Below are 19450 nucleotides of genomic sequence, written 5' to 3'. Positions count from 1 at the left end.
ACACGTTCAATTACTACCTTATTTTTAGGTATTTATGTATTTCGAAGACTAAGATAATGCGTAAGTTAAACAGCATAGAAAGCCGTTCAGTCTCCTATAGCTAGCGCTATAACATTATTTGGGATTGTATAGATTGATACGAAAGGATTTTAGAAAACCGCTTGATTATTATTAAAATAATCAAGCGGTCACTAGAATAGTTGAGTTGACCACATAAGCCGGGTTTTGTATCTCTTTCGAAAAAGAGTGACAATCATTCGTCTAGGCCTTAAATCGCTCTAAGGCTCAAGCAACCTACCCGGTTTCAACGCGAGCCACGCCATATGAAACCCTATTTGGTCTTGCTCCGGGTGGAGTTTACCCTGCAATTACTGTTACCAGCAATCCGGTGCGCTCTTACCGCACCCTTTCAGCCTTACCTGTGAAGTTCCTAGAAACAACCATCGGCGGTCTTCTCTCTGCTGCACTTGTCGTCGGCTCACGCCGCCCAGGCGTTACCTGGCACCCTGCTCATTGGAGCCCGGACTTTCCTCCCCCTCATACCTATATCTTCAGTTTACACATCTGATACAAGAATAAAGCAGCGATTGTCTGGTCAACTCGCCGCGCATTTTACCTGAATTACAAAAAAAGCCAAGGCTTATTAATACGACTAAAAAAAATGATTGTGAGCACTGATGTAAGTAACCTTTTATTATTACCAATTACTATAATTAGCTATTTTTAGGCTACAGCTTAGTCTCTTTCACTAAAAATAAAGCGCTAAAGGCGACATGCACACCATTTGTCCAACCGAAACCTTCTTGTACATCATACTCTCCGCCTTCGGCTTTATGGCTTTGATGACATACATTATATTTTTCCATTATTTTTCCTGTTTGCTGAAAATACGACTCTACCGTATTAAGCCAACGGTTCTTAATGGTTAGTGCTAAGCATTGTTTTTCATATTTAATTAGGCCTTGAACAGCAAACCAATGCAATGGCGCCCAACCATTTGGTGAATCCCATTGCTGGCCTGTTTCAATAGCAGTCGTGATTAAACCGCCTCGCTGTAAAAATTCATTTTCAATCAACTTACTAACTTGGTCAGCTTGTTTCGCATCAGCTAGCTCAACAAACAAAGGTAATACTCCGGCTAATGATTTTACTGAGCTATAAGATTTTTTATCTAGATCATAGTCCATGTAAAAACCATCATTTTCTGACCACATATAACGCTGTATTGCTGCCTTTCTTGTTGTCGCATAGTCTGAATAAACAAGGCTCGACGCTTTATTCCCCAGTATTTCATAGAACTTAGCGAGTAATTCTTCCTGTTTGTACAATAGGCAATTCAAGTCAACTGGTAGAATGCGCGTAGTTCTAATAGACGCTAATGAATTTTCATCGCCTAACCAGCGTGAACTAAAATCCCATCCTGATTCGCATGCCGCACGAATATTACGATAGAAAGATTCAGGGTCTTCAGGCATTAATTCCTGACATAATTCAATGTCTTCACGATATGATTCGGCACGAGGAGCAGCATTATCATCCCAATATCGATTCAAGAAACTTCCGTCGGGCATTTTAATGATTCGTCTAGACTCAAATTGTTCATCTGTCTCCAATGCCTTACCTTGCATCCAGAACTTATATTCTGTTTCAATGGCTTTAATATGAGTTGTTATAAATTGCTGTTTATTTTGTTGAAAAGGCAAAAGTAACTCAACTAACAAGCCTAAAATAGGAGGCTGCGAGCGAGATAGATAATAACTTCTATTACCATTAGGAATACAACCATAGTTTGATTGTAATTCTAAGAAGTTACTCAACATAGATTCAGCTAAAGCAATATTTCCTGACTCAACCAAACCTAATGCAGTAAAGTAGCTGTCCCAGTAATATATCTCCCTAAATCTACCTCCTGGCACTATATAAGGATTTTTCAGAGGTAACAAAGAGCCTACAGCATTGGGATCAGCTTCCTTTTTTAAAGCGGTCCATAGTGAATCAATGTGTTCGGCGATACTCGTTTTTACGTTTTCTGAATGTATTTCTTTATGCTCAACAATATCAAAACACTCTGTGATAAAAGCTTCTAAATTGAATGAAGACTTATGTTTTTTTTCAATTTTATACTTCTGTAAAATTTCCATAAAAGCAGTTTTAGGAATAGCATCAGTAAAAGTTTTGCTGTCAGCAAACAAACCACTCATTTGCACATCTTTGAATAATTCACTTTCAAAAAAATGTAAACTTTCTTTAGTTTGTTGATTTAATAATTCGGTATTCATCATGGGGTAACCTTGTTGTTATTTCTTTAAACAGAATGCTTCGCAGTTGCGACTTTAAAAAAATACAAACTAGCGACGAGAAGTCCCATAGGTATTAACGAGAGATAAAAGGCTTGTTGACCACCGAGTGCTTCAAAAGAATAACCGGTAATAATAGAACCTGTAGTACCACCGAGTGCAGAAAATACCACAATGAGTCCAGTCATTGATGAGTGCTTTGCACGCGCTAAACTACTTAGCATCACTGAATTGAGTACAGGATAAATAGGCGCCATCATTAAACCAATTAACGGGAGAAGATAAGCGACGGCTGGAGCATCAAAAACACTGGTGACTAAACCCGTCGTCGGGTCTTGTGTTAATGGCAGTAGTAATAGAATAATTAATGCCATCCCTGCTAAACAAATATTCAAAAAGGTATACCAATTTAGGTAACGTAGAATTTGCCCAGCTAATAATCGACCTAATGCTAATGCAGCGGCAAAAATACTCGTCATCTGTACACTAATATTGGTGGGTAAACCTAAGACTTCACTATTGAACGTAGGTAGCCAAGTGCCGATCCCTTGTTCAATTAATACATAAAGAAATATAGAGATGACAAAGATAAGCACCAAAGGCTGATAACTCATTTTTATCATTTCAACAAAGTCACTAAATATACTTGTCGATGTTAAAGACTGCTCAGCTTTGCTAATCGAAGAAAAGCTCACTAACACTAAGGTTAATAAAGACATAACGGCTAGCACATAATAAACATTCATCCATTGTGTAGACTCTGCCGAATTGCCATCAATATAAAAACTGAATAACCAATAGCCCGATAAACTGCCGAGCATAAAAATACCTTCTATGGTGTTAAGCAGTGAAGAGTGAGATTTTACTGAATGTGTTAACTGACCAATAATGGAATAAACTGATATTTTGACTAAAGCAAACGAAACACCTATACAGGCGAATAGGAGTTTGATCACTAGAAAGTTACCAATAACTGGCGTTAAGAAACAAGCGATGGTAACTATGGCTAAACCTACAGCCAGCGCAATTTTATATCCAATTCGTGGAATAACTGATGCCACAAAAAAAGAAACAAACGCGATAGATAAATCTTTAAAACCTTCTAATGTACTCGCTTGCGGTTTGCTTATATCAAAGCTATTTATTGACTGAAGAATGACAGTACCTACGCTATTAAGCAGAATAGCAAAAACGAAATAGCTTGCAGCAATTGCACTTATGGTAATAAAACGCGACATAAATAAACTCATTATTTGATAATTAAGTTTAGTCTATAATCAAAAGCGCACGAATGCAAACGTTTGCATTCGTGCGCTAATAATAAGAGGATTTAACGATTATTAGATAGAGCGGGTAGAGTTTCGTGCAATTAACTCAATATCCATAACAACCGATTTTGCTTTTCCGCCACTAAACTGAACTAATAACTGTTCCACCATAATTTTAGCCGCCGATTTAGTATTTTGTTTAATCGTGGTAAGTGACGGGTGAAAAAGCTCAGCCATCGCTATATCATCAAATCCTACAATACCAACATCATTTGGAATACTGACATAACGCTCTTTCAACGCTTTCAACGCTCCAAGTGCCACCATATCGCTTGATGCAACAATGCCATCAAAAAACAGCCCCTTTTCAAGAACAAGATCGCCGATTCTTTCGTAAGCCACTTTACTGGTTATATCACACGCTAATGTTAATTCATCACTAATATTAATATCATACTCTTTTAGTGCACGCCCATAGCCCTTATAGCGTTCACTCATTTCTGCATGTTCAGGATCTCCAAGAAACAAAATACGTTTGCAACCGGTATTTATTAAATGTTCCGTCGCTAAATATCCGCCTAGCTCATTATTACTGCCGACAACGGCATAGTTCGCGTGCCCTTTTGGATCGCCCCACACAACAAGTGGTGCATTAGATTCAGCCACCTTTTCAATTTTTTCCGTGCTTTTACCTTGCCCAATAACAATAATGCCATCAGCGCGACTACTTCCTATGAAGTAATTAGCCCAATCTTGTGTTGCCATAAAAGAATTCGACAACAGTAATTCATAGCCACTTTGATTAAGTGCTTGGTTTAAATCGCCCACCACTTTGAGTAAAAAAGGGTCACTAATACTTTGATCGGTATTGTCAGTTAAGTTTAAAATTACCGCGACAACATTGGTTTTTTGCGTGCGTAAACGGCTAGCAGCTCTATTTAAGCTAAAATTATGTTCACTCGCTAATGCTTGTAATTTTTCACGTGTTTCTTTTTTTATCAAAGGGTTATCATTCAAAGCCCTTGATACCGTTGACGTTGATACACCTGCTAGTTTAGCCAGCCCTGCCAAAGTAAGTTTGTTTGCGTTAGCCAATTCCGTTTATTTCCAAAATTAATAAAATAAAAATGCCGAGGAAGTATTACATATCTAGCTAGTATTGCAATTGAAAGCACAACAATGCAAACGTTTGCAAAAACAACTTGCAAACGTTTGCATTCATCTTTATATTAATTATGGGGAAGGAAATATCAATAAATATAACTAATAACTGATATGGCACTGCTAATATTGGTATAAGAGGGAAAAATACATGACTACTAACTTCAAACTATCTACCATTGCGATAGTTGTCGCATTAAGCTGCCAAGTGAGTTCAAGCTTTGCGGCAGAGAAAACATCAACAAAAAATAAAAATGCTAATATCGAAAAAATTGTTGTTACGGGTACTTTCAGCGGTAAAAGCGTTGCTAAGGAAGAAGCAAGCTTTGCTGTTAGTTCTTTTTCTGAAGACGACATGATAAAAATAGCACCTAAAAGTACCGCTGATCTTTTTAAAGCAATTCCTGGTGTTTGGGCTGAAAGCTCGGGTGGCGTTGCCGGTGCCAATGTATTTGTTCGCGGCTTTCCAGGTGCAAGTGACGCACCATACCTTACAATTCAGCTGCAAGGCGCTCCTATTTTCCCACCACCAACACTTAGTTTCCTAGAAAATTCAAGCATATTTCGCTTAGACGATACTATTGAATTTATGGAAGCACTTCGTGGCGGCACAAACCCAGTAATATCAAATGGTCAGCCAGGCTTAACCACTAACTTTTTATTAAAAGAAGGCTCTGAATATACTGAAGGTTCAATTAAATATTCAACATCCGATTACGGCTTACAACGTGTAGATGGCGTAATAAGTGGTCGCTTAGCTGATGATTTATACTTCATGGTTGGTGGCTATATTAAAAGCTCACCTGGCGCTCGTGACGCAGGTTTTAATGCTGAAGAAGGTAATCAATTTACTATTAACATTACTAAAAAGTTAGACAACGGTAAAATTAATATTTATACCCGTCAAACTGATGATCATGGTACTTGGTATGTACCCGCACCTATCACTGTTGATGGCGTATACAATAACTATACGCAAATTGGCACTAATAATCGTCTGCAAGAAATTGAGTTTGGTGATGGAGAATCTAAAGTTTTTGATTTTGGTAAAGGCCGAGGCTGGAATGGCGCAGTATCTGGCGGTAGCATTGATTTAACCCTTGATAATGGTTGGGGTCTTGTTGATCGTTTCTCTTACACCAAAGGTGATGCTGATACCTATGGCTTAGTACCACAAGGTGGAGCGGTTAAGTTATCAACGGTTGCTAATAATGGCGAATCGGCCATTGGTGTGGTTACTGGTACTCAATATAATGGTGATACCGACGTACAAATGATTGGTGGTTGGGTCGTTCTCAAAGAAATTGAAGCATTTACTAACGACTTTGCTTTAACTAAAACATTTGATAAAGGCAGTGTAACGGGTGGTTTTTATAATTCTACATTTTCATCTACCGATTGGTGGTCATTAGGTAATCAGTCTTATCATGTGGTAGAACAAGGTGGCGAAAACCTGACAGGTATTGACTGTAATGACAATGCCGACCACTGTAGTTGGAGTTACGACATCAATAGCATTGGTGATGGCAAAACTACCGCATTTTATGCTGCTGCATCTTATGAAATTTCAGATGTTTTAACTATCGATAGTGGTGTACGTCGTGAAAATCATGAAATTGAATATACGCTTGATACGGGCTTAGACGGTAGTATTGATCAGGTAGCCTCTTTTGATGAGTCAAGTACTTCATGGACTGTTGGTGCAAACTGGATGTTTACAGAGAAACAAGGAATTTTTGCTCGTATCAGTGACGGTAGCAAAATGCCTTTCTTTGATAATTTAAGAGAAGGTCAAACTGAAGTTCAAGAAGTTGCTCAATATGAATTAGGTTATAAACATTCAGCTGATAACTTTAGTCTTTATGCTACAGGTTTTTTCAACGAAGTGACTGGTGATTCTTTCGTTGCTATTCCAGGCCAACCAGCACAAGTAACGACCAATGAAGCTTATGGAGTAGAAATTGATTTTAATTTCTTCACCGATAATGGCTTCTCTGTTGCCGTAGGTGCGACGCTTCAAAAAACTGAGCTTACAGAGTCTAGCAACCCTGATAATGTCGGTAATCAAGCACAAAGATTACCAAACTGGCAGGTACGTATCACGCCAAGCTACGATATTGAGTTTGACAATGGCATGTACGGCACAGTATACGGTACAGTTTCTTCGGCAGACGACCGTTTCAGTGATCCAGAGAATACTGATGCGCTAATATTAGAAGGTTATACGAAAATTGATTTTGGTGTCATTCTAAACCTTACTGACGAAGTTAAAATGCAATTAGCGGTGAACAACCTTACTGATGAAGAAGGTTTAACAGAAGCAGATCCGCGCGGAACTTCTGGTCTGTTGGATAATGGCCGTTATATCATAGGTCGTACAATGGATTTTAACGTGAGTTATCAGTTCTAGTTTGACGGTACGTTTGAGCGATTAGCAAAAAGCCAGCTTATATTATTAGCTGGCTTTTTATATTGATTTAATTATCATTTACTCGTGCTATTTAAAATAAGCGTATTAGTGGGAGTAAACGACCTAAACTTGGTCTTCCTTCATTGAAAGGGCAATCTCATATAAAGCGTTTTTCTTCACACCATAAATTTCAGCAGTAATTGCACAAGCTTTTTTAGGTTTCATTTCTTCCAATAATAACTTCAATGTGTCAATCGCTTTTGCGGGTATCACATTGGCGTCAATTTTTTTGCCTTCTATGATTAAAACCATTTCACCTTTTAACTGATTTGGATCTTCTTTTAACCAAGCTAGTAAGTTTTCAGCAGTATCTGAGTGGACGGTCTCGAACGTTTTTGTTAACTCACGAGAAATAACCACCTGACGGTCTCCACCCAATACTTTGACAATATCTTCAACGGTATCAATTGCTCTACGTGGCGCATCATAGAACACCATAGTGCGCGGTTCTTCTAATAAGTTTGCTAACGTTGATTGTCTAGCACCTGATTTTGAAGGAAGAAAACCTTCAAATGAAAAGCGATCAGTGGGTAAACCCGCGACAGATAGAGCAGCAATTGCTGCACAAGCCCCCGGAATAGGAGAAACAGGTAAATTAAGTTGTCGGCAATGGCGAACCAAATGAAAACCAGGATCACTGATTAAGGGTGTTCCGGCATCTGAAACCAGTGCTATGCTTTTGCCTTCTTGTAAAAGTGTTGCTACATAGTCTTGACGTTGGCGTTCATTATGGTCATGTAATGATAATGTTTTGTTTTTGATAGTATAAGCAGATAATAATCTTTGAGTATGGCGAGTATCTTCACAGGCAATAATATCCACATGAGTTAACACATCAAGTGCGCGTTGACTGATGTCGGTTAAATTTCCAATGGGTGTGGCGACGATGTAAAGCGTGCCTGATTCTACAAATACTGACGACATAATGAATACTTAAGTTGAGACTGATGAAGATGAAGTTTATTATAAAGCTAACTAATAAAGTACGGATTTATCGCTGGTGAGCCAAACTAATTTTTTGTTTTCTAAAAAAAGCACTTTTTATCGCATTACTACACTCTTTTCTGTCGTTCTACTAACAACGACATTATTGACAAGTTGCGGTACTTCCAAAAATATTGCTGCCAATAAAGGCGCAATCGACTCTCGAAATCAACCATTAGCGAGTGCCAATAATAAAATAACCTCACAACAGTTGCTGTCGGCTGCACAAACACAAGAAGTAAAAACAGCAATCGCCACACTTATTGATGCTAGTGAATTACTGATTGGTGAGGAGAGTTATAATCAAGCACTATGGTTATCTGAGCAACTCACAACACTGACTGACAATTCACAAGACAATTACCGTCTAGCATTGGTAAGTGCAGAAAGTTTACTTAAGCTAAATGAGGTTGAATTAGCCTTTAAGCAGCTTGAAGTTGCTAATAAAATTTCAACCGATAATAACGTTATTCATCGCGAAAACTACTACTTCTTACTGGCTGATATACAGCAGCGTAGAGCATTAGAAATTAGTGCGGTCAACGCTAAATTGCATTGGTTTTCCAGCAGTTCAAATACAGACGTTGATGATATTTATGAATTATGGCAAGCATTAAGTTTACTGTCTACTTGGCAAGTCAGCCAATTAGCAGAGCTTGACCCGCCTTATATTAAAGGTTGGCAACAACTATTAACTTACGCGCATAAATTTGGCGGTGATATTAACCGCTTTGATGCTTACTTAAGTCAGTGGCAAGGTGATTTTTCTGCGCACCCCGCACAAGCGATTATTGAAACATTAAGAAGAACAGAACAAAGCCCACAAGCACTTATTGAAAATATTGCTATTATTTTACCCCTTTCCGGTAAACAAGCGTCTGCAGGAAAAGCTGCCCAGCAAGGGATCCTAGCCGCTTATAGTAATATTCCCAATAAAAACTTAACCTTTATCGATGCTGATACACTTGACTGGACCTTATTAAATGAACAGCTAATCGCCTTAGATAGTCATTTTATTATTGGCCCTTTGCTTAAAAATAATGTTGATAAGTTCCTTGCCCAAGGTGAAATTTTGCTACCTAGCTTATTACTTAACACCCCAAAAGTTCAGCAACGGAGCGCAGAGCAATTCATTCTGTCGATGCGCCCAGAAGACGAAGCTTACCAAGCAGCAACAACATTGAGTCGTAAAAATTATCGCTCACCAGTCATACTTAGCCACCGAGATACCGCCAGTAAAAGAATTGCCCGAGCCTTTAGCAAACAATGGCAACTGATTAACGGCTATGCTCCTGAAGTTGTATATTTCGAAAAAGGCAAAATGATGCAAGAGCAACTCAAAGCTAGCTTAGAGGTTGATAGTAGCCAAGCCCGTATCAAGGATTTGAAAATAAGAGTAAAACAGAGTATCGATTCAGAGCCAAGAAATCGCCGTGACATCGATATGTTTTACTTAGTGGGTTCACCGGCACAAACAAAATTACTAAAACCGTACATTGATGTTAATACCAGTCCTTTTGCTACTATTATCCCGGTTTATGCTAGCTCTCGCAGTCATAGCAGTAAACAAGATTCAAGTAAGCATAATGATCTTCGTAACCTTATATTTACCGAAATGCCTTGGCTATTAAGTAGCCAACAACAAAATGCTCAATTAGCTGATTTGAGTAAAACGCTTTGGCCAAGTCGCACTGACTCTTTACAACGCATCTTTGCCATGGGTTATGACAGCCTATATTTAGTCGATAAACTGCCGCTAATGAAAAAAAAACCCTATGTTCGTCATTATGGTCAAACCGGTATATTAAAATTAAACAGTAATAACACCCTAACGCGAAGCTTATTGTGGGGCATATATCAAGATGGCGAGGTCGCTGAAATTGCCATGGACTAAGCCAGTTACGACTAAAAAAACTGGCGATATTACCGAAAGGTACGCGGGAGATTTTTTGGTGGCACAAGGCTTAATTATTGAAGAAAAAAACTACACCTCCCGGTTAGGTGAAATTGATATAATCGTCAAAGATGCTGACACTTATGTCTTTGTCGAAGTAAAATATCGTGCTTCGATGTCGTTTGGTGGTGCTATTTCAGCAATATCAACGAAAAAACAGCAAAAAATTAGGAAAACAGCTGCAATTTATCTGCAACAATGTGGTTTAAACGAATATAATACTTCTTGTCGATTTGATGTTATTGCTTTACAAGGTAATATAAACAATCTCGATATTACCTGGCTAAAAAACGCCTTTTAGAGTCAATAAACGGAGCTAATTTCATTTATGTTAGAACGGATCAAAAGCAACTTTACCGAAAGTATCCAAACCAAAATTGCCGCCAGTGAATTACTAGCAGGCCCTATTGAGCATGCTGGTATGATAATGGTGCAAAGCTTATTGGCTGGTAATAAAATACTTGCCTGTGGTAACGGCGGTTCAGCGGGTGATGCACAGCACTTTTCAGCCGAATTATTAAACCGCTATGAAACTGAACGACCACCTTTGCCGGCAATAGCCTTAACAACCGACACGTCGACGATTACTTCTATCGGGAATGATTATTCCTTTGATGAAATATTTTCTAAACAAGTGCGAGCATTAGGTAATAATGGTGACGTTTTACTCGCTATTTCAACCAGTGGTAATTCTCGCAATGTCATAAAAGCGATTGAAGCAGCAGTATCTCGCGACATTCCTATTATCGCATTAACCGGCGGTGATGGTGGTGATATTGCAGGTTTACTGGGCGAAAACGATGTAGAAATACGTGTACCTTCTTCACGTACGGCTAGAATTCAAGAAGTACATTTAGTGGTAATACATTGCTTATGCGATATTATTGACACGACTTTATTTCCTCAAGATGCCAATTAATATGATGCGAAAAAAATTATTAATAACCCTAGCAAGTATTGTACTTTTGCAAGGGTGTGTTGCTGCTGCTGTTGTTACTATTGTCGGTGGAGCATCTGCTGCTACCGATGAGCGTAGTATTGGTACACAGTTGGACGACCAAAAAATTGAATTTGAGGCCAATGCTAAGCTTGGCAACCATCAAGCCCTCGAAGACAACACTAATCTGCAAGTGATCAGTGTTAACGGTAGTGTCTTAGTTATCGGGCAAGTGCCCAATACCTATTTACGCGATCTGGCGATAAAATCGATTAATGAAGTTAAACAAATTGTTCAGCTACATAATCAAATTCGTATCAGTAATACCACTTCTATTACGACCAGAAGTAATGATGTTTGGTTAACGTCTAAGGTTAAAGCGGCTCTTTTTGGCAGTGACAACATCGATGCGACTAATATTAAAGTGGTTACTGAAAATGGCGAAGTATTTTTAATGGGCTTAATAACACAAGCACAAGCTAATGAAGCCGTAGAGATAGCCCGTAATGTTAGCGGCGTCAATCGTGTATTCAAAATATTTGAATACATTTAACGATAAGTGACTTACCATAGCGCTCATAAAAAAAGCTTCACAAGTTAATACTTGTGAAGCTTTTTTATTATTTGCTGCTTGCCATAATAATGACTGAAATAAATTTAAAACAGTTTCAGCATAACCGCTAATATACCAACAAAAATTATGGTGTCTTTAGTAATTACTTGATCACTTTTAAGCTAGGCTTACCTTTCGCTGAACTCTTTTCAGACTTGGTTTTTGCAGTGCTGCTCTTATCTGAAGAGACACTAGATAAACCTACTGGCTTTACTGGACTTATTTCTTTATCAAGTTCTGGTTCAGGGTGTTCAATCGCAAGCGATGTCCCTGCACCATTCTCTTTTGCATAAATAGCACTAATAGCACCGTAAGGCACGACCAGCTGTTCAAGCTTACCACCAAAACGTGCGCTAACTTCAATGGCATGATCAGCAAGAGAAATAGAGCCAACGGCTGACATTGAAACGTTGAGCACAATTTGCCCATCAGTTACATAAGCTGTTGGAACTAACACACCATAGACACTCGTATCTACAGCAATATATGGTGTAAGGTCGTTATCAGAAATCCACTGATAAAAAGCTCTCACTATATAAGGCTTGTTAGAGGTCATCTCTGGAGATATCAAGGTTAAAACATACCTAAACGTATTTCACGTTCTTCTTCAGTTAACGATGCTTGAAATGACTCACGTTCAAATAACTTCAGCATGTAACCTTTAAATTCTTTAGAGCCTTCACCATCAAGTTCAATACCTAAAGCAGGTAAACGCCATAGTAGTGGTGCTAAGTAACAGTCAACTAAACTGAATTCTTCACTCATAAAGTAAGGCGCTTCATTTAAAATTGGCGCTACACTTAACAAACTTTCTTTAAGTTCTTGACGAGCTTTGCTTGCAGCGTCTGCTGGGCCACTCATAATTATTTTTGCTAGACTGTACCAATCTTGTTCTACACGGTGCATCATCAAACGGCTACGACCACGTGATACCGGATAAACTGGCATTAATGGTGGATGAGGAAAACGCTCATCTAAGTATTCAATAATAATTGATGCTTCGTATAGTGCTAATTCACGATCAATTAACGTCGGTACTGTGCCATAGGGATTTAAGTCGAGTAAATCTTCTGGTAAGTTAGCCAAATCAACTAAGTGAATATCAACGCCAACACCTTTTTCAGCGAGTACGATGCGTGTTTGATGACTATACATATCATCAGCATGAGAATATAAATTCATCACTGAACGCTTGTTTGCTGCTACGGCCATAATGCCTCCAAAAATCTGTAATAAAAAACTAACAAAGGGGGCCAAAGCCCCCCATAAATAAAACGCTGTACATTAACAATAATTGTTAGTGTACATCCTTCCAATATTCAACTTTAAGTAAGTAAGCAAAAATAAGGAAAATAAATAAGAAACCTATTACCCAATATCCCATAGCTTCACGCTTAAGCTTACTTGGCTCACCGGTGTACTCTAAGAAATTGGCTAAATCACGAGCAAAGGCATCGTACTCTTCAACGGTCATAGAACCACCCGTTGCTTCACTGAGATTACCATTTTCGTCCATCGTACGAACACCTTGTAACCCCTGTAAAACATGCGGCATACCCGCATTTTTTAATACGGTGTTATTAACGCCAAAGGGACGTTCAGGATCAACGTAGAAAGAACGCAAGTAGGTATAAATATAATCAGGCCCTGGTTTTAAACGCGCCATTAGCGTTAAATCAGGTGGTGTATTACCAAACCATTTAGCCGCATCTTTTGCTGGCATAGTATTAGTAATATGATCACCGACTTTTTCACCCGTATACATATAATTAGCAATACCATCGGCTTCACTAATACCTAAATCCTCGAAAGTACGATTGTATCTTTGGTACTGCAACTGGTGACAACCTAAACAATAATTAATGTAAGATTGAAAACCACGTTTAAGTGACTCTTTGTCACTTAAATCATTACCGGCTTTGTCTAAATGAACACCACTGCTAGCAGCAAGTGTGAGCATAGGTACTAGCGCAAAAATTCCAAAAGTAAAAGCTCTAATAAATTTATTCATTATCCTGAAACCCTCTCTGGAACTGGCTTAGTTTTTTCGTTCTTACTGTATACCCATAAGGCAAGAAAGAAACCAAAATAACCAAACGTAGCAATAGTACCAATTAAGTTATAGACCGGTGTTGATGGCAATGTACCTAAAACACCCAAAGCAATAAAACAAATAACAAATTGCGCTAAGTTAACCGTATGAGCAGTACAACGGAATTTGATAGATTTTACTGTACCACGGTCAAACCAAGGTAATAAGAATAAGACAATGATCGCAGAAAACATACCAACTGCCCCTAATAACTTATCAGGGATAACACGTAAGATGGTATAGAAAGGACCAAAATACCAAACCGGTGCAATATGCTCTGGTGTTTTCAAACCATTTGCAGGTTCAAAATTTGGCGCTTCCATAAAGTAGCCACCACCTTCAGGGTTGAAAAACATTACCCAAGAGAAAATGATTAAGAAGATAACGATCGCCACTAAATCTTTAACGGTGTAATAAGGGTGGAACGGGATCGCATCGACGATATCGTATTTTTTAGTATATTGCTCATGGAAAGTAAATTTACTGTGCTCTTCTAATGGCACACTGCCTTTAGGTTTTTTAATATTTGTGCCTTCAGGATTGTTCGAACCCACTTCATGAAGTGCAAGAATATGTAAGAAAACTAATACAACTAAAACCAGCGGCATTGCAATAACGTGTAAAGCAAAGAAACGGTTTAAGGTAGCACCTGATATAACGTAATCACCACGTATCCAGAGTGTTAAGTCATCACCTATAATTGGAATAGCGCCAAACAGAGAAATAATAACCTGCGCGCCCCAATAAGACATATTACCCCAAGGTAATAAGTAACCCATGAAAGCTTCAGCCATAAGCACTAAGAAGATCAACATACCGAAGATCCAAAGTAACTCACGAGGCTTTTGGTATGAACCGTACATCATGCCACGGAACATATGCATATAAACTACAACAAAGAACGCTGACGCGCCTGTAGAATGCATATAGCGAAGTAACCAGCCGTAATCAACATCACGCATGATGTATTCTACAGAAGCGAACGCACCTTCACCTGATGGCTCATAACTCATTGTTAACCAAACACCCGTTAACAATTGGTTGACGAGTACGACACTCGCTAAAACACCAAAAACATACCAAAAATTAAAGTTTTTAGGTGCAGGATATTGACCAGCATGCTTGTTTACCGCGTCGGTTAACGGTAAACGTTTGTCAATCCACGCCATTAAATTAGCTAACATTATGCTTCTCCTGCGCTAACACCAATTAATAAGGTGTCTGCTGTTGGGAATGAATGCTCAGGAACCACCAAGTTTGTTGGTGCAGGAACGCTTTGAAAAACACGACCAGCCATATCAAATTTAGAACCGTGACAAGGACAAAAGAAACCGTCTTTTACACCTTCAACAAACTCTTCAAAATCGCCTTGGTGGTGAGTAGGAGCACAACCTAAGTGAGTACACACGCCTAAAGCAACCATAAACTCAGGCTTTATTGAACGATATGCATTGGCTGCATAAGTAGGTTGTTGAGGCTCTTCTGAACCTGGGTCTTTCAATTGATCGTCATGCGCCGCTAAAGTTGATAATATTTCTTCAGTTCTACGGACCACATACACAGGTTTTCCTCGCCATTCAGCGCGGATTAATTGACCTGGTTCTATTTTACTAACATTGACTTCAACCGGAGCACCTGCAGCTTTCGCTCTAGCACTAGGGTTCCAAGAACCAATGAAAGGCACAGCCAAACCGACAACACCAACACCACCTACTACCGAAGTAGCAGCAGTTAAAAAGCGTCGACGGCCGTTATTCACGGGCGCATTGCTCATTCAAAATCTCCAAATAACATTGTTTCAAACAAATTCGAATTATTATTCTCACAGCTACAGTGAGTTGCGAGAGGAAATACTTTCCAATTGTTTGCCCAAACTTGCGACAAAAAATTTTTCTGATAATAAAGAAATAAGCACTTTTTTACAAGTAAAAATAAGCGAAACATCAGTTATATATCTTTATTTCACTGACTTTGTCACTTTAGACACACAGCTAAATACGAAAGATTATTATTCAAAAAAAGCGCAGAAAAGAATAGTTTCTCTTTCGCTATCCGATAAATTATTTTAATGCTTATATAGTTGAGTGTAATTGCTAACCATCGAAAAAGTGCTCAGTAAACAGCTCAATAATACGACTATTTTCCCGCATATTATTTTTATTACTGATCCTTTAAAGTTTACCATTTTATTGGAACTCGCACTGTATTATTTATTATCGCCTAAGGTCGCTTTTATAATAAACAGCCCACGAAGTTACCTTACTGCGGATGCTCATTTTTCTAAATGACAGATATAAAAAAACCGACATAAAGTCGGTTTTTTGAAAACGTATAAGGTAAATATTAACGTTTTGAAAATTGTGGCTTTTTACGAGCCTTGTGTAAACCAACTTTCTTACGTTCAACTTTACGAGCATCACGAGTTACGAAACCAGCTACACGTAGAGAACCACGTAAAGTTTCATCGAACTCCATTAATGCACGAGTAATACCGTGACGAATTGCGCCAGCTTGACCAGAAATACCACCACCAACAACAGTGATGTTAAAGTCAAACTTTTCTAACATTTCAACTAATTCTAATGGTTGACGAACAACCATACGAGCCGTTTCACGACCAAAGTATACAGAAATGTCACGCTTGTTAATTGTAATTGCACCGTTACCAGCTTTCATGAACACACGAGCAGTTGAGCTCTTGCGACGACCAGTACCGTAATATTGATTATCAGCCATTGCTTAAAGCTCCAAAAGTTGTGGTTGTTGTGCAGTATGCTTATGTTCAGTGCCCGCGTAAACTTTAAGCTTACGGAACATTTCACGACCTAAAGGACCTTTAGGTAACATACCTTTAACTGCGAATTCTAAAACACGCTCTGGAGCTTTTTCAATTAGTTTTTCAAAACTAATTTGCTTAAGACCGCCTGGGAATTCTGTATGCGAGTAGTAAATTTTACCTTTCGCTTTATTACCAGTTACTTTCACTTTCTCAGCGTTAATAACAACGATGTAATCGCCAGTATCTACGTGAGGAGTATATTCTGCTTTATGCTTGCCGCGTAAACGGGTTGCAATTTCAGTAGCGATACGTCCTAAAGTCTTATCTTCGGCGTCCACTAAGAACCATTCGCGTTGTACGCTTTCTGGTTTTGCTACAAAAGTTTTCATTAAAAAACCCAATATTTATTATGTTACTTTAAATGATGAATGCTAAGAATTAGCATCACCGGTTAAAAAGACCACGCTCTACCCCTTCGAGTATCGAGTCCATCGCCACTACTTTTCACAAAAGTCAAAAACAGTAGGCATTTGTAACGCAGGGAGCGCGGATTATACAGAAGTTATCTACTAAGATCACCTATAAATCACAATCAATTGCACTTTTTTTAAACTTTTATCACGAATACAATCGCTAGCTAGTAACTAACCACATTTTGAATCGCCGCAATTTAAGCAAGTAGCGCAATTGTCTAATGAGATTACCGACTTTTGATAACATTTTACACATTGGCTTGCTGTGGTTGGAAAAGCTAATAGCTCACTTCCCTCTTTAGCTTTTATTATTTGGCGCTTTTCCTCAATGTAGGCTTGTTGGTGGTTATCTCTTTCACTTTTTGGCAACCTATCTAATGCCTTTAAATGTGTTTCAATTTCATCGTTTTATTTATGGTCTATATTACCTATAAAAATAAATGACAAAAGCCAAAGCACTTCATACTGCACCCAAAACCAATAAAAAAACAAAATATAGCTAATTTGTGTAATAACGCTAAAATTGCCATAAAAAATGCTGATCGTTAAATCGGCATTTTTATAATTATCTTTAAGTAAGTTTTACTATCTCACTAAGGTAAGTGCTTACTTGCTAAATAATCATGTGACTGCATTTCTTGTAAACGACTTAAACAACGTTTGAACTCAAATTCCAAACCACCATGGCTGTATAAATTTTCCATTTCGACTTCAGCAGAAATAATTAATTTTACATTACGTTCATAAAATTCATCAACCAAGGCAATAAATCGACGGGCCGCATCTTCACGATCGACACTCATTTGTTTAACATTAGCTAATAATACCGTGTGATACAAACGACTTATCTCCATATAGTCAGTTTGACTACGTGCGGATTCACACAACACCGAAAAGTCAAAGTGCACAATACCGTCTGACTCTTCAATCGCCGATAATGAGCGATTATTTATTTTAACGTCAACATCTTTCTTACCTGGTTTGACCGACAATTGAATAAAATATTGCGCCAGGTTTTCACTTGCCTCTGCATCAAGTGGAGCATGGTAAATCTCGGCTTGCTCTAGGGTTCGCAAACGGTAATCAATACCGCTATCGACATTTACCACATCACAATGTTTATTGATGAGTTTAATGGCTGGTAAAAAACGTTCGCGTTGCAAACCATTTCGGTACAGACCGTCAGGTATAATATTTGACGTTGCCACTAAAGTAACATTATGTGCAAATAATTCTTCAAACAAAGCGCCAAGGATCATTGCATCGGTAATGTCGGAAACAAAAAACTCATCAAAACAAATAATGCAGGTTTCATCAGCAAAACGTTTGGCAATTATTTTCAATGGGTCAGCTTGCCCGGTTAATGTTTTTAATTCTTGATGAACACGGTGCATAAAGCGATGAAAGTGAACACGCATTTTATTTTCAAAAGGCAAACAATCATAAAATGTATCAACTAAATAAGTTTTCCCTCGACCAACGCCACCCCAAAAATAAAGTCCTTGTATGGTTTTGGTTTCAGATGAGGCAACAATGCGCTTCCAGCGATTAAGCACCTTCTTAAATCCTTCAACGGGTAAGGGTTTATTTTGAAGATCTTCATAGAGACGCTGTAAGTTTTTTACCGCATTTTCCTGCGCATCGTCATGTAAAAAATCATCACGAATTAAATCTTCATTATACTTATCTAGAGGTGAAAGCTTGATCATTTATTGGCCACTTATATTTTGTTTCACAAAGTCTTTACAGGACTAATGAAATATTTTCTTGAAATTAACAAATTCGCAATCATATTCATTAGGTAAGCGCGAACAGAAGCGCTATTATACAAAATAAGTTCCCATATTTTTACTAATTTTACTAATTTTATTGAATATAACGAGGGTTTGACACTATGGATATAGTTTTAGCAATTTTTCTTTTATTAGTTGGTGCGGCAATAGGTTTTGTTGCTAGTCGTTTTTTATCTGCATCAGTCCAAGACAACCAGAAACTTAGTGAACGCGTTAGTAATAGTGAAGCCGCTTTAGCGCAATATAAACTCGATGTTGCAGAACATTTAGATGATTCAACAATACTTTTGGACAAAATGAATAGCACTTGCCAAACGGCCATGTTGCAAATGGAAAAAAGTACGCAGTTATTAAAGCAAGCAACACCTTCAGACGTTGATGGCATGCCTTTTTTCTCAAAAGAAACACAAGAACAACTTGCACAAACCGTATCATTACGTCACAGCCGAGCCGAACGTAAGAGTGAAGAAACAAGCACAGAACCACCACTTGACTACTCAGGTCAAGCGAGTGGACTTTTTGCCGACAAGAAACAAAGTGTTACAAATGTAGGCTAATGTTCTTTGGAACTAACGCACACAGCATAGGTCTTTAGTTAAGTATAAAATTACATTAATCATTTATGTTTA

At 38.3% G+C, this 19450-nt stretch carries 18 protein-coding genes and 1 other RNA gene; 6 read left to right on the top strand and 13 right to left on the bottom strand.

Going from position 1 to position 19450, the window contains the following annotated elements; genetic code table 11:
* Positions 1-197: 197 nt before the first annotated feature.
* The 4 genes from rnpB to H4J57_RS06865 form a co-directional block, all read right to left on the bottom strand.
* Positions 198-603, bottom strand: an RNA gene (rnpB, locus tag H4J57_RS06880) — RNase P RNA component class A.
* Between the two features lie 125 nt (positions 604-728).
* Positions 729-2282, bottom strand: coding sequence for an alpha,alpha-trehalase TreF (gene treF / locus H4J57_RS06875; RefSeq protein ID WP_259366812.1), 1554 nt, complete (start codon positions 2280-2282; stop codon positions 729-731).
* Positions 2283-2305: 23 nt separating this feature from the next.
* Positions 2306-3535, bottom strand: coding sequence for a sugar MFS transporter (locus H4J57_RS06870; protein ID WP_182221769.1), 1230 nt, complete (start codon positions 3533-3535; stop codon positions 2306-2308).
* Between the two features lie 102 nt (positions 3536-3637).
* Positions 3638-4660 carry a LacI family DNA-binding transcriptional regulator gene (locus H4J57_RS06865; protein WP_182213678.1) on the bottom strand — a complete coding sequence of 341 codons (1023 nt, stop codon included), beginning with the start codon at positions 4658-4660 and terminating at the stop codon, positions 3638-3640.
* A 217-nt stretch (positions 4661-4877) separates the two neighbouring features.
* Between H4J57_RS06865 and H4J57_RS06860 the strand changes: the two genes are divergently transcribed.
* Positions 4878-7136, top strand: a complete 2259-nt coding sequence (locus H4J57_RS06860; protein WP_182242327.1) for a TonB-dependent receptor — start codon at positions 4878-4880, stop codon at positions 7134-7136.
* A gap of 123 nt (positions 7137-7259) precedes the next feature.
* Here H4J57_RS06860 and rsmI read toward each other — a convergent pair whose 3' ends face one another.
* Entirely contained in the window at positions 7260-8120 is an 861-nt protein-coding gene (gene rsmI / locus H4J57_RS06855; protein ID WP_182242326.1) for a 16S rRNA (cytidine(1402)-2'-O)-methyltransferase, read from the bottom strand.
* Between the two features lie 76 nt (positions 8121-8196).
* Here rsmI and H4J57_RS06850 point away from each other — a divergent pair, with 76 nt between their 5' ends.
* From H4J57_RS06850 to dolP, 4 genes are read left to right on the top strand one after another with little or no spacing between them, the layout of a single operon-like run.
* Complete coding sequence (locus tag H4J57_RS06850) at positions 8197-10074, top strand: penicillin-binding protein activator (protein ID WP_182242325.1); 1878 nt, start codon at positions 8197-8199, stop codon at positions 10072-10074.
* Positions 10061-10435 (top strand): YraN family protein, encoded by a 375-nt coding sequence (locus H4J57_RS06845; protein WP_259366811.1) that lies wholly within the window; start codon positions 10061-10063, stop codon positions 10433-10435. Before H4J57_RS06850 ends, H4J57_RS06845 begins: the two co-directional genes overlap by 14 nt.
* 27 nt (positions 10436-10462) lie before the next feature.
* Entirely contained in the window at positions 10463-11053 is a 591-nt protein-coding gene (locus H4J57_RS06840; protein WP_070375790.1) for a phosphoheptose isomerase, read from the top strand.
* Between the two features lie 4 nt (positions 11054-11057).
* Positions 11058-11624 (top strand): division/outer membrane stress-associated lipid-binding lipoprotein, encoded by a 567-nt coding sequence (dolP, locus tag H4J57_RS06835; RefSeq protein ID WP_182242378.1) that lies wholly within the window; start codon positions 11058-11060, stop codon positions 11622-11624.
* A 163-nt stretch (positions 11625-11787) separates the two neighbouring features.
* Here dolP and H4J57_RS06830 read toward each other — a convergent pair whose 3' ends face one another.
* The 8 genes from H4J57_RS06830 to zapE all read right to left on the bottom strand — a co-directional run bounded on the left by H4J57_RS06830 (position 11788) and on the right by zapE (position 18737).
* Complete coding sequence (locus tag H4J57_RS06830; RefSeq protein ID WP_409049405.1) at positions 11788-12255, bottom strand: ClpXP protease specificity-enhancing factor; 468 nt, start codon at positions 12253-12255, stop codon at positions 11788-11790.
* A 2-nt stretch (positions 12256-12257) separates the two neighbouring features.
* The gene (gene sspA, locus H4J57_RS06825; protein WP_070375788.1) at positions 12258-12896 is read right to left on the bottom strand and encodes a stringent starvation protein SspA; all 639 of its coding nucleotides are present in this window, start codon (positions 12894-12896) and stop codon (positions 12258-12260) included.
* Positions 12897-12981: 85 nt separating this feature from the next.
* A complete protein-coding gene (locus H4J57_RS06820; RefSeq protein WP_070375787.1) occupies positions 12982-13695 on the bottom strand; it encodes a cytochrome c1 in 714 nt (237 codons plus the stop codon).
* On the bottom strand, positions 13695-14960 hold the full coding sequence (locus H4J57_RS06815) for a cytochrome bc complex cytochrome b subunit (protein ID WP_182242323.1): 1266 nt from the start codon (positions 14958-14960) through the stop codon (positions 13695-13697). The genes H4J57_RS06820 and H4J57_RS06815 overlap by 1 nt, the downstream gene beginning before the upstream one ends.
* Positions 14960-15550, bottom strand: a complete 591-nt coding sequence (gene petA / locus H4J57_RS06810; RefSeq protein ID WP_070375785.1) for a ubiquinol-cytochrome c reductase iron-sulfur subunit — start codon at positions 15548-15550, stop codon at positions 14960-14962. Before petA ends, H4J57_RS06815 begins: the two co-directional genes overlap by 1 nt.
* A gap of 569 nt (positions 15551-16119) precedes the next feature.
* The gene (gene rpsI, locus H4J57_RS06805) at positions 16120-16512 is read right to left on the bottom strand and encodes a 30S ribosomal protein S9 (protein WP_182169313.1); all 393 of its coding nucleotides are present in this window, start codon (positions 16510-16512) and stop codon (positions 16120-16122) included.
* Between the two features lie 3 nt (positions 16513-16515).
* Complete coding sequence (gene rplM / locus H4J57_RS06800) at positions 16516-16944, bottom strand: 50S ribosomal protein L13 (RefSeq protein ID WP_070375783.1); 429 nt, start codon at positions 16942-16944, stop codon at positions 16516-16518.
* A 677-nt stretch (positions 16945-17621) separates the two neighbouring features.
* On the bottom strand, positions 17622-18737 hold the full coding sequence (gene zapE, locus H4J57_RS06795) for a cell division protein ZapE (RefSeq protein WP_182242322.1): 1116 nt from the start codon (positions 18735-18737) through the stop codon (positions 17622-17624).
* Between the two features lie 185 nt (positions 18738-18922).
* Between zapE and H4J57_RS06790 the strand changes: the two genes are divergently transcribed.
* Positions 18923-19378 (top strand): YhcB family protein, encoded by a 456-nt coding sequence (locus tag H4J57_RS06790; protein ID WP_182213692.1) that lies wholly within the window; start codon positions 18923-18925, stop codon positions 19376-19378.
* Positions 19379-19450 lie beyond the last annotated feature (72 nt).

It is taken from the genome of Colwellia sp. BRX8-7 (genome assembly GCF_014077275.1).
Taxonomy (GTDB): Bacteria; Pseudomonadota; Gammaproteobacteria; order Enterobacterales; family Alteromonadaceae; genus Colwellia_A.
Note: the sequence above shows the minus strand (reverse complement) of the source record. Positions and strands in the feature narration are given on the sequence as shown.

What these genes read in the sequence shown, in the direction of transcription:
- H4J57_RS06860 (WP_182242327.1), top strand. Translation starts at nt 4,878, where the DNA reads ATGACTACTAACTTCAAACTATCTACCATTGCGATAGTTGTCGCATTA.
- H4J57_RS06840 (WP_070375790.1), top strand. Translation starts at nt 10,463, where the DNA reads ATGTTAGAACGGATCAAAAGCAACTTTACCGAAAGTATCCAAACCAAA.
- H4J57_RS06815 (WP_182242323.1), bottom strand. Translation starts at nt 14,960, where the DNA reads ATGTTAGCTAATTTAATGGCGTGGATTGACAAACGTTTACCGTTAACC.
- treF (WP_259366812.1), bottom strand. Translation starts at nt 2,282, where the DNA reads ATGATGAATACCGAATTATTAAATCAACAAACTAAAGAAAGTTTACAT.
- H4J57_RS06790 (WP_182213692.1), top strand. Translation starts at nt 18,923, where the DNA reads ATGGATATAGTTTTAGCAATTTTTCTTTTATTAGTTGGTGCGGCAATA.
- rplM (WP_070375783.1), bottom strand. Translation starts at nt 16,944, where the DNA reads ATGAAAACTTTTGTAGCAAAACCAGAAAGCGTACAACGCGAATGGTTC.
- H4J57_RS06820 (WP_070375787.1), bottom strand. Translation starts at nt 13,695, where the DNA reads ATGAATAAATTTATTAGAGCTTTTACTTTTGGAATTTTTGCGCTAGTA.
- sspA (WP_070375788.1), bottom strand. Translation starts at nt 12,896, where the DNA reads ATGGCCGTAGCAGCAAACAAGCGTTCAGTGATGAATTTATATTCTCAT.
- H4J57_RS06870 (WP_182221769.1), bottom strand. Translation starts at nt 3,535, where the DNA reads ATGTCGCGTTTTATTACCATAAGTGCAATTGCTGCAAGCTATTTCGTT.
- rpsI (WP_182169313.1), bottom strand. Translation starts at nt 16,512, where the DNA reads ATGGCTGATAATCAATATTACGGTACTGGTCGTCGCAAGAGCTCAACT.
- dolP (WP_182242378.1), top strand. Translation starts at nt 11,058, where the DNA reads ATGCGAAAAAAATTATTAATAACCCTAGCAAGTATTGTACTTTTGCAA.
- rsmI (WP_182242326.1), bottom strand. Translation starts at nt 8,120, where the DNA reads ATGTCGTCAGTATTTGTAGAATCAGGCACGCTTTACATCGTCGCCACA.
- zapE (WP_182242322.1), bottom strand. Translation starts at nt 18,737, where the DNA reads ATGATCAAGCTTTCACCTCTAGATAAGTATAATGAAGATTTAATTCGT.
- petA (WP_070375785.1), bottom strand. Translation starts at nt 15,550, where the DNA reads ATGAGCAATGCGCCCGTGAATAACGGCCGTCGACGCTTTTTAACTGCT.